This window comes from Marinobacter sp. NP-4(2019), from assembly GCF_003994855.1.
GTDB lineage: Bacteria > Pseudomonadota > Gammaproteobacteria > Pseudomonadales > Oleiphilaceae > Marinobacter.
In genome coordinates this window covers 1,483,751-1,496,039 of record NZ_CP034142.1, presented here as the reverse complement: position 1 = coordinate 1,496,039, position 12,289 = coordinate 1,483,751, and the positions used below count along the sequence as shown (strand labels likewise).

Sequence of the window (12,289 nt, the reverse complement as noted above, 5' to 3'; positions counted from 1 at the left end):
CTCAGCCCCGGTCACGTGAACGGGCAACCGGCTGTACTTCCTGCCCTATAGACACGAAGCCACCACCGCGTGTAATCAGTTGTACCTCGTCCGGCAATCCGCTGACCCAGGCGCCATCGGTAGTCACATTCAGTAAGTTCACATTGCGGAACACCACCCGATTGTTGTCATCCACATAACGCACGCCCGGGCGACCGTCGTCCCCCAGTGACAGGTAGGCCGGGGATATAAAGGTGGCCCGGGTTTCCGGCAATGCGATCCGCAGTGTGGCACTGCCGCCCGCTACCCGTTTGAGCTCCGGATTCTCCACCGTCACTTCAACCTCAAAGCTGCGGGTTTGCGGGTTGGCCGCACTGGCCACAAAACTCACTTCACCCTTCAGGGAACCACCATTGAGCAAACGGATGTACACGCTTTGCCCTTCCGTCACCTCTCCAACGGATTGCTGGGGTATCTGTCCGGTTGCTTTGAGTCGATCCACCTGGACCAACTCAAACAGCTCCGTGCCCGGTTGCACCAGGTTGCCCAGATCCACATGGCGGCGATTTACGATGGCATCAAAAGGTGCTTTTGGAGCGAGATCACTGACGGCATTGCGGACTTGCGCCAATTCCGCACGGGCTGCGGACAGGTCGCTCTCCAGCCCCAGGATTTCCGACTGGCTGGCCAGGTTGCTGGCGCCAAGACGGCGAGCGGCGGCCAGATCCGCCTCCAGCTTCCGAATCCGTGCCTGCCACCGCTCGACGCTGGCGCTGCGACCGTCATCGGACAGGCGCAACAGGGTCTGCCCCTGCTTCACCCGCTGACCCTGATCCACCATCAGTTCCTCTACCGTCCCGCTGACGCCCGCGCTGATGGCCACCGTCCGCCAAGGCTCCAGTTGCCCCTGCAGCATCAGCCCGGGCTCATAAAGGCGCGCCCTCAGGATTTCCACTTCGACGCTGGGTGGCTCCCCGGCATCGACGTCCACCATATCCGGAGCTTCCTGTTGCGCCACCTTAACGTCGCCACTGATCAGCCAGAGCGCGAGTGCAATGATCACCAATAATGACAACCCAAGGGAGCCCCACCTGCTCTTGCTCATGTTCTTCTCGTTTGTTGTGCATGTGTTATGTTTCAGGGAGTTAAACGGTATCACAAAAATATGGAATCAGGGGTTGCACTGATCTTCATTCCCGGGTTAACTTTCCATCATCGTAAACAGAGTTTGAGCAAGCGCACTTATCTCATGAACTTCAACGCTGTAATCGTCCTTGTGAAGCTGGTCCTGGTGGTCGTGGTACCGTCCGGGGGCTTTTGCGTGGACAAGCGGGTGAGATAGCGACAAACCTGACAAAACACCAGAAGCCCCCGGCACCGAAAGGTCCCGGGGGCTTTTTTTTGCGGAAGAAAAAGGGAAAAACGACCATGAACGGCGCACAGCACATTCTTGAAGCGTTCCACCGCCACAACATCAGCACGGTTTTCGGTTATCCGGGTGGCTGCATCATGCCGCTATACGACGCGCTGGTGGACGATGTCGGGGTGGAGCATGTGCTGTGCCGCCATGAGCAGGGTTGCGCCCTGGCCGCCGACGGTTATGCCCGCGCCAGCGGCAAGCTGGGTGTGTGTATCGCTACCTCAGGCCCCGGCGCCACCAACCTGATCACCGGGGTGGCCAACGCCCACCGGGATTCCATTCCCATGCTGGTGATCACCGGGCAGGTGCCCTCTGGCCTGATCGGCACCGATGCATTCCAGGAAACCGACGTTCTGGGCATGACCCTGGGCATCGTCAAACACAGCTACCTGGTGGATGACGCTGACGCCCTGCCCGCCATCATCGAAGAAGCCATTGAATTGGCCCAGAGTGGCCGGCCGGGACCGGTATGGATTGATATCCCCAAGGACCTGTTGCTCACGGATGTTACCGAGGTCTCCAGGGCCCGGACGGAGCCACAGGCCACCCGCTGCCCGGACCTGACCGAAGTGCTGGCCATGTTGCAAGCGGCCCGTAAGCCCCTGCTCTACAGTGGCGGGGGTATCAGTCTGGCCCATGCCGAGGACAGCTTCCGTACATTTGCAGAGTGCTCAGCCCTGCCGGCGGTGGTGACCCTCAAGGGCATCGGCAATGCCGGCAAGCACAATCCCTACAACCTCGGCATGCTGGGAATGCACGGCTCCCGCGCCGCCAACAAGGCGGTGGACGAATGCGACCTGTTGCTGGTGATCGGAGCACGCCTGGACGACCGGGCCACAGGCAAACTCGACGGCTTCGCCCCCAATGCGAAGATGATTCACATCGACGCCGATGCCGCGGAAATCAACAAATTGCGCCCGGCGGACCTGGCCATTCGTGGTGACCTGAACCACATACTCACCGCGTTGACCACCGCCTTGCAGGAAAAACCACTGGTCATCGGTGACTGGCGCAAACAGTGCCGTACCTGGCACACCACGGCCGGCTTCCACGCCGCCGATAATGAAGAGGCCCTGGCGCCCATCACTGGCCCCGCCTTTATCCGCCAGCTCTCCCGCATCGCGTCGGACGACACCGTCATCGCCTGCGATGTGGGCCAGCACCAGATGTGGGTCGCCCAGCATTACCAGTTCGACCACCCGCGCCATCACCTGAGCAGCGGCGGCCTCGGAACCATGGGCTTCGGGCTTCCGGCCGCCATCGGCGCCCAGTTTGCCGACCGCAACAGCACCGTGATCAATGTCACCGGCGATGGCTCGTTCATGATGAACGCCCAGGAACTGGCCACCATCCGCCGCTACAACCTGCCGGTAAAACTGATCGTGATGGACAACCAGTGCCTGGGCATGGTCCGCCAGCAACAGGAACTGTTCTACGGCAACCGGGAAAGCCAGATCAACCTGGACGACAACCCCGACTTCGTCGCCATGGCCCGGGCCTTCGACATTCCGGCCCTGCACATCGAGCGCACCGACCAGATCCGCCGCGGCATCGAAACCATCCTGGCCTACAACGGCCCGATGTTGCTGCACGTGGCCATCAGCCGGGAAGAAAATGTATGGCCCATCGTCAAGCCCGGGGCCAGCAACCGCGACATGATCGACGAAAGCCAGCGCACCAGCACTGCAAACAAGGAGAACGTAGCATGACCCCGCAAGCGGATACCTCAATACCCAGTTACACTCTCAACTGTCGCATGACCCGGGAAGCCGCCGCCCTGGAGCGCCTGTGCCAGGTGATCCGCATTCGCGGGTTTCGCATCGCCCGAATGGCCGTGGAATCCAGCGGGGAACATCTCGACATTGCCCTGACCCTGGAGGGCGCACGGCCGATTGCCATGTTGCAATCACAGCTGGAGAAGCTTCATACGGTGGTTGACGTTTACCATGAGCAGGTTTCTTTGGTCCGGTCTCGTATGGCCTGACTTTGGGGATAGGTTGTTTGTAGCCTGAGGTATTGCGGGCAGATAGGGGGTGGGGGTGCCTTTTCTTCTGGGAAAAAGAACTCGCTTCGCTCAGACACCTTTGTTCCCGGCAGAAAAGACACCCCCACCCCCTACCGACAGGCCAAGCCGATATCGCTAAAGGCTTCGTAGGTTGGATTAGCCGCAGGCGTAATCCGACAACAACTGTTGGATTACGCCTGCGGCTAATCCAACCTACTATTAATCAAATGGCCACCGATACTTGCCAACAAGGACAGCCTTTAATGCAAAACCTGACGTTCTCCTCCCACTACGCACGAGCCGTCCTGCACGGGCTGGAAGAACGGGGGCTGCCTATAGCCGAACTGTTGCATAAAAACGGCATCGATCCGGACTTCATCTACCCGCCACGGGCGCGATTGCCGACCGAACAATTCATTCGCCTGTTCCGCATGACCTGGAAAGTGCTGGACGATGAATTCATGGGGCGCACCACCCAGCCGTGCCGGGTCGGGCATTTTCACTTGATGGGGTCCTTGGTGGTCCACAGCGCCACCCTGGAAGACGTCATTCGCCAGAGCATTCGCTGCTACCGGTTGTTCAACCACGACATCGAGATTGAGCTGAACACCGAAGGAGAAGAAGCGGAACTGACCATGACCCATCGCCACCCGGAGCTGGACCCGGACCAGTTCCTGGTGGAGTGGCTGTTGATGGTGTGGCACCGGCTGGTGGGATGGCTGATCGGGCGCAAGATCGTACTCAGCCACGCCACCTTTGAGCATGGACTGCCCGGCCATTTCGATGAGTACCGTTTCGTCTTCCCATGCCAGTGTCACTTCGACCAGGAACGCAACAGCCTGTTCTTCAGCAAGGCCTACCTGACCATGCCGGTGACACGAACGCCGGCGGAACTGGACGAATTCATTCTGAGTTCGCCCCGCAACCTGCTGGTCTGGACCGACGACGATGACAGCCTGACCACGCGGGTAAGAAGGCTGCTGGAAGGGATGGAACAGGACCGCTTGCCGACCCTGGAGACGATGGCGGAACATCTCAACATGACCAGCAATACCCTGAGCCGCAGGCTCAAGTCCGAAGGCAGCGCCTATCAGAAGATCAAGGACAACTTGCGGCGGGATCAGGCGGTCACGCTGTTGCTGCGACCTAACCTGACCATCACCGAGATTTCATCCCGGCTGGGGTTCGCCGAGCCCGGCGCCTTCTCCCGTGCCTTCAAGCACTGGACCGGGCTCAGTCCCCTGGCTTACCGCAAGCAGGACTATTAGGTCCGCTTACAGCTACACCCGTTTACAACAGTTCAATAGCAACTGCGGTGCCTTCACCACCACCGATGCACAGTGAGGCAACCCCACGCTTGAGGCCCCGCTGCTTCAGGGCATTCATCAGGGTGACGATGATGCGCGAACCGGACGATCCGATCGGGTGACCGAGGGCGCAGGCGCCGCCGTATACGTTGACCTTGTCGGCCGGCAGGTTCAGCTCGTTGATGGCTGCCAGGGTGACCACGGCGAACGCTTCGTTGATCTCGAATAGATCGACGTCGTCGACAGTCCAGCCAGCCTTCTTCAGCACTTTCTCGATGGAACCGATTGGCGCCAACGTGAATTCGGACGGCAAACGGGCATGGGTTGCGTGGGCCACGATGCGTGCCTGGGGTGTCAGGCCGCGGGCTTCGGCTTCCGCCGCAGATGCCAGCACCAGCGCCGACGCGCCGTCACTGATGGAACTGGAGTTGGCCGCCGTGACAGTCCCGTCCTTGGCGAACGCCGGCTTGAGCGTCGGAATCTTTTCCGGGCGGGCGTTGCCCGGCTGCTCGTCGGTGTCCACCACCGTCTCACCACCACGGCCCGGTACGCTCACCGGTACAATTTCCGGCTTGAACCAACCGCTCTCGATGGCTGCCAGGGATTTGTTCAGGGAGCCAATGGCAAACTCGTCCATGGCTTCCCGGGTGATGTTGAACTTGTCCGCCGTGCGCTGGGCAAACACGCCCATCAGGCCACCTTCGTAGGCGTCTTCCAGGCCATCCAGGAACATGCTGTCCATCACCTGGCCGTGGCCCATGCGCATGCCGCCACGGGCCTTAGGCAGGAGGTACGGCGCCTGGCTCATGTTTTCCATGCCGCCGGCAATCATGACGTTGTTGGTGCCGGCCTTGATCTGGTCGTGGGCCATGATGACCGCTTGCATGCCGGAGCCACACATCTTGTTGATGGTGGTGCAACCGGAGCTGTCCGGAATACCGGAAGCGCGGGAGGCCTGGCGCGCCGGCGCCTGACCCAGCCCGGCGGGCAGTACGCAGCCCATAATCACTTCCTGGATATCCGCCGGCTGCAAGCCTGAACGCTCAATGGCAGCCTTGATGGAAACCGCACCCAGTTCCGGGGAGCGGACTGAACTAAGGGCGCCCATCATTCCGCCCATGGGGGTGCGGGCAGAACCTGCAATGACTACACTATTCTCACTCATACTATTTCCTCACTAACTCAGTTAATCAGCCCTTGCCCAACACCGAACGGGCAATGATCTCTTTCATCACTTCCGACGTGCCGCCGTAGATCCGCTGTACCCGTGCATCCATAAACGCCCGGGAAATCGGATATTCCGTGGTGTAGCCGTAACCGCCGAACAGCTGCAGACAGCCATCCGCTACCCGGCACTGCATCTCGGTGGCGCTGTACTTGGCCATGGACGCCGTCGGGGCATCCAGTTCACCGCGTTCGTATTCACTGATGCACTGGTCCACGAAGGCCTTATTCACCCGGTAATCGGTTTCCATGCGGGCAATTTCAAAGCGGGTGTTCTGCAGTTGGGCCAGTTTCTGGCCGAACAGTTCCCGCTCCTGGGCGTAGGCGATCGTCAGGTCCAGCGCGCCGCGGGCAGCAGCCACGCCAAGGGCGCCGATCACCAGGCGCTCGCGGGGCAGTTCCCGCATCAGGTACATAAAGCCCTGCCCTTCTTCGCCAAGCAACGCGGAGGCAGGGATGCGCATGTCGGAGAAGAACAGCTCCGAGGTGTCGCCGGAATGCTGTCCGATCTTGTCCAGGTTGCGACCCTTGCTGTAACCCGGCAGGGAGGTGTCCACCAGGAACAGGCTGATGCCCCGGGCGCCGGCGCTGGGGTCGGTCTTGGCCGCGACAATCACCATGTCCGCGTGCTGGCCGTTGGTGATGAAGGTTTTGGAACCGTTGAGAATGTAGTCATCCCCATCTTTCACGGCACTGGTGCGGATGGCCTGCAGGTCACTGCCGGCACCCGGCTCGGTCATGGCAATGGCGCCGACCGCTTCGCCGGACACCATTTTCGGCAGCCACTGCTGCTTCTGTTCCTCGTTCCCGATGTGGCTCAGGTACGGGGCGACAATGTCCGAGTGCACCATCACGTTGGTGGACAGCGCGCCAAATCCCAGGCGCGCCAGCTCTTCACCGACGACCACGGAATACTGGAAAGGCGCGCCGCAGCCGCCGCACTCCTCCGGCACATCCACACACAACATGCCGGCGTTACCCAGGGTATTCCAGAGTTCACGGGGGACAATGCCTGATTTTTCCCAGGCCTCGTAATGGGGCTTCACCTCGGCTTCCAGGGCCTTGATGACGGACTCCCGGAACATCTCGAGTTCTTCTTTATCGATTGCACTGCTCATAACGTTCTCCCGTTTGGTGGGGCTTACTTGGGCGCCATACGCAGGGCGCAATCCAGACGAACCACTTCACCGTTGAGGATGGGATTGCGAACCATCTGATCCACCATCATGCCAAACTCCTCCGGCTTGCCGAGGCGCTTGGGGAACGGCAGGGTGGCCGCCAGGCTCTCCTGCACTTCCTCGGGCATGCCTGCCATCATCGGCGTCATGAACAGCCCCGGGGCAATGGTATTCACGCGGATACCCTCGCGGGCCAGTTCGCGGGCGGCCTGTAGAGTCAGCGACACCACACCGCCCTTGGATGCACTGTAGGCCGCCTGCCCGATCTGCCCTTCATAGGCAGCGACAGAGGCCGTGGAGATAATTACACCGCGCTCGCCATCGGCGTTGGGCTCGCGCTGGGCCATATCCGCTGCCGCCAGACGCATGATGTTAAAGGTGCCTATCAGGTTGACCTGAATCACCTTGCTGAAGTTCTCCAGCGGCATCACCCCGTCGCGGCCCAGGATCTTCGCCGCCGGCGCGATACCGGCGCAGTTCACGGCGATACCACAGGGACCGTGAGCGTCACGGGCCTTGGCCAGGGCGGCCTCGGCGCTTTCGGAGGAAGTCACATCGCAGTGAACAAACAGCCCGCCGATATCCCGGGCCACGGCTTCACCCTGCTCTTTCTGAACATCTAAGATGGCAACCTTACAGCCCGCAGCCGCCAGTGCCCGCGCAGCGCCCTCGCCCAAACCGGATGCACCACCGGTCACAATGGCCGGTACATTCTGGAATTCCATAGCGTTCTCCTTGTTGTCAGAAACTGTTTACTGGTTGTTGTAAAGTGTGCTCCGGGCCCGGCTCCCATGCCATGACATATTCCGCCACAAAATTTGTTAAAAAATTCAATTCTGAAAATCGTCCCTTTTACACCCAAAATTTACTTTACGTTTACGTAAACTTTATCTAACCTTAGTCTAAAAAGGAAATCGCTATGGCAGACAAAAGCACCTACAGCATCAGTGAACTCGCCAAAGAGTTCGACGTTACAACACGAAGCGTCCGCTTCTATGAGGATCAGGGCCTGCTGAAGCCTTCCCGCAGGGGGCAGACACGGATATTCAGCTCAAAGGATCGAGTGCGCCTGAAACTCATCCTGCGCGGCAAACGCATGGGCTTCTCCCTGGCGGAGACCAAAGAGCTGTTCGATTTGTGGGATGAAACCCTCAGCGGCAACGAAAAGCAGCTGCTGAAAATGCTGGAAATTCTGGAAGCGCGCCGGGCACAGCTGGAACAACAGAAGAACGACATCGCCCAGGCCGAAATGGAAATGGACACCGCAGAAGCCCGTTGCCGCGAAGCACTGGCGGAACTGCAGAAGAAAAAAGAGAAACAGAACGCATCAGAAAAAGCGAGGGCCTAGGCCCATCGCCAACCCATTAGGAAGACCAAGGTAGCCAACAATGAAATCACAATACTCAGAGCTTAACTTCGGCCTCGGCGAAACACTGGACATGCTGCGCGAGCAGGTCAACGGCTTCGCCGCCGCAGAAATCGCCCCACGTGCGGAAGACATCGACCGCAACAACGAGTTCCCCATGGACCTGTGGCGTAAAATGGGCGACATGGGCCTGCTGGGTATTACCGTGAAAGAAGAATACGGCGGCTCCGACATGGGTTACCTGGCGCACGTCATCGCCATGGAAGAAATCAGCCGCGCGTCCGCCTCCGTCGGCCTGTCCTACGGCGCCCACTCCAACCTGTGCGTGAACCAGATTCACCGCAACGGCACCGAAGAACAAAAGCAGAAATACCTGCCGAAACTGGTCAGCGGCGAACACGTGGGCGCACTGGCCATGTCCGAGCCCAACGCCGGCTCCGACGTCATCTCCATGAAACTCAGCGCCCGTGACGAAGGCGACCACTTCGTCCTCAACGGCAACAAGATGTGGATCACCAACGGCCCGGATGCCCACACCTACGTCATCTACGCCAAAACCGACACCCAGGCCGGTTCCAAAGGCGTCACCGCCTTCATCGTAGAGCGCGACTACCCGGGCTTCAGCCGCCACCAGAAACTCGACAAACTCGGCATGCGCGGCTCCAACACCTGCGAACTGGTGTTCGAAGACTGCAAAGTACCCCGTGAAAACATCCTCGGTGGCGAAGGCAACGGCGCCAAAGTCCTGATGAGTGGCCTCGACTACGAACGCCTCGTCCTCTCCGGCGGCCCGCTGGGCATCATGCAGGCCGCGCTGGACGTGGTCGTACCCTATATCCGCGAACGCAAACAGTTCGGCCAGGCCATCGGCGAATTCGAACTGGTACAGGGCAAAGTAGCGGACATGTACACCTGGATGAACACCGCCAAATCCTACGTCTACATGGTCGCCATGTCCGCGGACCGCGGCGAAACCACGAGAAAAGACGCCGCCGGCGCCATCCTCTACTCCGCCGAAATGGCCACCAAACTGGCCCTGGACGCCATCCAGCTGCTCGGCGGCAACGGCTACATCAACGAATACCCGACAGGCCGCCTGCTGCGCGACGCCAAGCTGTACGAAATCGGTGCCGGCACGTCCGAAATCCGCCGCATGCTGATCGGCAGAGAGCTGTACCTGAACAAGTAAAGAACAAGCTCTTTCTTTGTACGGTGCGGATGCCTGCACCCAATGTATGCCAAGGGGCTGGTGGGCTGTCCTTCCGGAAATTTCGAAGGCCATGGATGGCCTGAGAGAAGCGCACATGGATGTGCTCGTAGCGGTTTCCGGAAGGACAGCCCGCCAGCACCGCGCCCCCAATTCTTGAGGGATAAAAAACATGACCGTGCTCCAAAGCAAAATCAACCCAAGGTCCGATGAATTCCAGGCCAACCAGGAATCCATGGCCCAGGCCGTAGCCGACCTGCGGGACAAAGTAGCCACTATCCAGCAAGGCGGCGGCCCCACCTACCAGGAACGCCACCTGGCCAGAGGCAAACTGCTGCCCCGCGAGCGCATCAACCAACTCCTCGATGACGGCTCCCCCTTCCTGGAAATCGGCCAATTCGCCGCCTACAACGTCTACGGCGAAGACGTCCCCGCCGCTGGCGTCATTGCTGGCGTTGGCCGCGTCTCCGGCACCGAATGCATGATCATCGCCAACGATGCCACAGTGAAAGGCGGCAGCTACTACCCCCTGTCAGTGAAAAAACACCTGCGCGCCCAGGAAATCGCCCTGCAGAACCGCCTGCCCTGCATCTACCTCGTAGACTCCGGCGGCGCCAACCTGCCAAGACAGGACGAAGTCTTCCCGGATCGCGACCACTTCGGCCGCATCTTCTACAACCAGGCCCGCATGTCCGCGGACGACATCCCCCAAATCGCCGTGGTCATGGGCCTGTGCACTGCCGGTGGCGCCTACGTACCGGCCATGGCCGACGAATCCATTATCGTCCGCAACCAGGGCACCATCTTTCTGGCTGGCCCGCCACTGGTCAAAGCCGCCACCGGTGAAGTGGTCAGCGCCGAGGATCTTGGTGGCGCCGACGTACACTGCAAAATCTCCGGTGTCGCCGACCACTACGCCGAAAACGACGCCCACGCCCTGGAAATCGCCCGCCGCTGCGTCTCCAACCTCAACCGCCGCAAACCGGCGGACGTGGAAATCCGCAAGCCCAAGGCACCGCTGTACGACGCCGAAGAAATCTACGGCATCGTCGGCACCGACCTGCGCAAACAGTTCGACGTGCGCGACGTCATCGCCCGCATCGTCGACGGCTCCGAATTTGACGAATTCAAACGCTACTACGGCCAGACTCTGGTCACCGGCTTCGCCCATATTCATGGCTACCCGGTGGGCATCATCGCCAACAACGGCATCCTGTTCAGCGAAGCCGCCCAGAAAGGCGCCCACTTCATCGAACTGTGCTGCCAGCGCAACATCCCGTTGTTGTTCCTGCAGAACATCACCGGCTTCATGGTGGGCCAGAAATACGAAGCCGAAGGCATCGCCAAACACGGTGCGAAAATGGTCATGGCCGTGGCCTGCGCCAACGTGCCCAAGATCACCGTGCTGATTGGCGGCAGCTTCGGCGCCGGCAACTATGGCATGTGCGGCCGTGCCTACAGCCCGGACTTCCTGTGGATGTGGCCCAACGCCCGCATCTCCGTGATGGGCGGTGAACAGGCCGCCGGCGTACTGGCCCAGGTAAAACGCGAGGGCATGGAGCGCAAGGGCCAGGAATGGAGCGCCGAGGAAGAGGCCGAATTCAAGCAGCCGGTCATCGACAAGTACGAGGAACAGGGCCACCCCTACTACGCCAGCGCACGGCTGTGGGACGACGGCGTCATCGACCCGGCCCAGACCCGTGAAGTCGTGGCCCTGAGCCTGTCCGCCACCCTTAACCGTCCGGCCAAGCCAACACGCTTCGGCGTGTTCCGCATGTAACGAGGAGAAACGCCATGTCAGATCAGGAATCAGCGGTTCTGCTCAGACCCCGGGCCCCAGGCGTCACCGAAGTGGTGCTGAACCGCCCGGACAAACGCAACGCGTTTGACGACGTCATCATCCAGCAACTGATCCAGGCGCTGGAAGACGTGAATGCAGACAACGACACCCACATCGTCATCCTGCGCTCGGAGGGTAAACACTTCTCCGCCGGAGCGGACCTGGGCTGGATGCGCCGTATGGCGGACAACACCCGCCAGGAAAACCTGGACGACTCACGTGAACTGGCGCGGCTGATGAACGTGCTGAATCACCTCTCCAAACCGGTGATCGGCCTGGTTCAGGGCGCCGCGTACGGCGGGGCCGTCGGCCTTGCCGCCTGCTGCGACATTGTCATCGCCACGGAGAAATCCAGCTTCTGCCTGAGCGAAGTAAAACTCGGCCTGATCCCCGCCGTGATCAGCCCCTACGTGGTGCGCGCCATCGGCGAACGCCAGGCCCGCCGCTACTTCATCTCGGCGGAAGTGTTCAGCGCCCGGGAAGCACAACAGTTCGGACTGGTACACGAAGTGTGCGACGACGTGAACGCCATGGACCGCCGCTGCGACGAACTGCTGCTGCAGCTCGCCCTCAATGGCCCCGAAGCCATGAAAGCGGCCAAGGACCTGGTATTCGCCGTCAGCCACAAGCACATCGGCGCCGAAGTGATTGAAGACACCGCACATCGCATCGCGGATATCCGGGTGGGTGCAGAGGGTCAGGAGGGCCTCAGCGCCTTCCTGAACAAGCGCAAGGCCAACTGGGTTCCGGAGGAATAACAACA

Annotated in this window: 11 protein-coding genes; 7 read left to right on the top strand and 4 right to left on the bottom strand. The window is 60.5% G+C overall.

The genetic code is table 11. From position 1 onward, the window contains the following. Position 1: 1 nt before the first annotated feature. On the bottom strand, positions 2–1,084 hold the full coding sequence (locus EHN06_RS06895; protein ID WP_127331409.1) for an efflux RND transporter periplasmic adaptor subunit: 1,083 nt from the start codon (positions 1,082–1,084) through the stop codon (positions 2–4). A gap of 323 nt (positions 1,085–1,407) precedes the next feature. On the opposite strand from EHN06_RS06895, the gene ilvG reads away from it, so the two are divergent. From ilvG to EHN06_RS06880, 3 genes are all read left to right on the top strand, one after another. Next, positions 1,408–3,108, top strand: a complete 1,701-nt coding sequence (gene ilvG / locus EHN06_RS06890; RefSeq protein WP_127331407.1) for an acetolactate synthase 2 catalytic subunit — start codon at positions 1,408–1,410, stop codon at positions 3,106–3,108. Continuing rightward, on the top strand, positions 3,105–3,383 hold the full coding sequence (locus tag EHN06_RS06885) for an ACT domain-containing protein (RefSeq protein ID WP_127331405.1): 279 nt from the start codon (positions 3,105–3,107) through the stop codon (positions 3,381–3,383). Before ilvG ends, EHN06_RS06885 begins: the two co-directional genes overlap by 4 nt. A 284-nt stretch (positions 3,384–3,667) precedes the next feature. Then, positions 3,668–4,672, top strand: a complete 1,005-nt coding sequence (locus tag EHN06_RS06880; RefSeq protein WP_127331403.1) for an AraC family transcriptional regulator — start codon at positions 3,668–3,670, stop codon at positions 4,670–4,672. A 22-nt stretch (positions 4,673–4,694) separates the two neighbouring features. On the opposite strand, the gene EHN06_RS06875 is transcribed toward EHN06_RS06880, so the two are convergent. Genes EHN06_RS06875 through EHN06_RS06865 form a run of 3 tightly spaced genes read right to left on the bottom strand, consistent with a single transcriptional unit; the run spans position 4,695 to position 7,838 of the window. Continuing rightward, positions 4,695–5,876 carry a thiolase family protein gene (locus EHN06_RS06875; protein ID WP_127331401.1) on the bottom strand — a complete coding sequence of 394 codons (1,182 nt, stop codon included), beginning with the start codon at positions 5,874–5,876 and terminating at the stop codon, positions 4,695–4,697. A 25-nt stretch (positions 5,877–5,901) separates the two neighbouring features. Next, the gene (locus EHN06_RS06870; RefSeq protein ID WP_127331399.1) at positions 5,902–7,053 is read right to left on the bottom strand and encodes an acyl-CoA dehydrogenase family protein; all 1,152 of its coding nucleotides are present in this window, start codon (positions 7,051–7,053) and stop codon (positions 5,902–5,904) included. A gap of 23 nt (positions 7,054–7,076) precedes the next feature. After that, the gene (locus EHN06_RS06865; protein WP_127331397.1) at positions 7,077–7,838 is read right to left on the bottom strand and encodes an SDR family NAD(P)-dependent oxidoreductase; all 762 of its coding nucleotides are present in this window, start codon (positions 7,836–7,838) and stop codon (positions 7,077–7,079) included. Between the two features lie 194 nt (positions 7,839–8,032). On the opposite strand from EHN06_RS06865, the gene EHN06_RS06860 reads away from it, so the two are divergent. The 4 genes from EHN06_RS06860 (at position 8,033) to EHN06_RS06845 (ending at position 12,284) form a co-directional block, all read left to right on the top strand. Beyond that, positions 8,033–8,461: a MerR family transcriptional regulator gene (locus tag EHN06_RS06860; protein ID WP_127331395.1), complete on the top strand. Its 429-nt coding sequence runs from the start codon at positions 8,033–8,035 to the stop codon at positions 8,459–8,461. A gap of 40 nt (positions 8,462–8,501) precedes the next feature. Continuing rightward, the gene (locus tag EHN06_RS06855; protein ID WP_127331393.1) at positions 8,502–9,668 is read left to right on the top strand and encodes an isovaleryl-CoA dehydrogenase; all 1,167 of its coding nucleotides are present in this window, start codon (positions 8,502–8,504) and stop codon (positions 9,666–9,668) included. Between the two features lie 190 nt (positions 9,669–9,858). Continuing rightward, positions 9,859–11,466 (top strand): carboxyl transferase domain-containing protein, encoded by a 1,608-nt coding sequence (locus EHN06_RS06850; protein ID WP_127331391.1) that lies wholly within the window; start codon positions 9,859–9,861, stop codon positions 11,464–11,466. A gap of 14 nt (positions 11,467–11,480) precedes the next feature. Then, a complete protein-coding gene (locus EHN06_RS06845) occupies positions 11,481–12,284 on the top strand; it encodes an enoyl-CoA hydratase-related protein (RefSeq protein ID WP_127331389.1) in 804 nt (267 codons plus the stop codon). Positions 12,285–12,289 lie beyond the last annotated feature (5 nt).

Excerpts from the sequence above, each read along its gene's own strand:
- EHN06_RS06895 (WP_127331409.1), bottom strand. The coding sequence starts at position 1,084 with ATGAGCAAGAGCAGGTGGGGCTCCCTTGGGTTGTCATTATTGGTGATC.
- ilvG (WP_127331407.1), top strand. The coding sequence starts at position 1,408 with ATGAACGGCGCACAGCACATTCTTGAAGCGTTCCACCGCCACAACATC.
- EHN06_RS06885 (WP_127331405.1), top strand. The coding sequence starts at position 3,105 with ATGACCCCGCAAGCGGATACCTCAATACCCAGTTACACTCTCAACTGT.
- EHN06_RS06880 (WP_127331403.1), top strand. The coding sequence starts at position 3,668 with ATGCAAAACCTGACGTTCTCCTCCCACTACGCACGAGCCGTCCTGCAC.
- EHN06_RS06875 (WP_127331401.1), bottom strand. The coding sequence starts at position 5,876 with ATGAGTGAGAATAGTGTAGTCATTGCAGGTTCTGCCCGCACCCCCATG.
- EHN06_RS06870 (WP_127331399.1), bottom strand. The coding sequence starts at position 7,053 with ATGAGCAGTGCAATCGATAAAGAAGAACTCGAGATGTTCCGGGAGTCC.
- EHN06_RS06865 (WP_127331397.1), bottom strand. The coding sequence starts at position 7,838 with ATGGAATTCCAGAATGTACCGGCCATTGTGACCGGTGGTGCATCCGGT.
- EHN06_RS06860 (WP_127331395.1), top strand. The coding sequence starts at position 8,033 with ATGGCAGACAAAAGCACCTACAGCATCAGTGAACTCGCCAAAGAGTTC.
- EHN06_RS06855 (WP_127331393.1), top strand. The coding sequence starts at position 8,502 with ATGAAATCACAATACTCAGAGCTTAACTTCGGCCTCGGCGAAACACTG.
- EHN06_RS06850 (WP_127331391.1), top strand. The coding sequence starts at position 9,859 with ATGACCGTGCTCCAAAGCAAAATCAACCCAAGGTCCGATGAATTCCAG.
- EHN06_RS06845 (WP_127331389.1), top strand. The coding sequence starts at position 11,481 with ATGTCAGATCAGGAATCAGCGGTTCTGCTCAGACCCCGGGCCCCAGGC.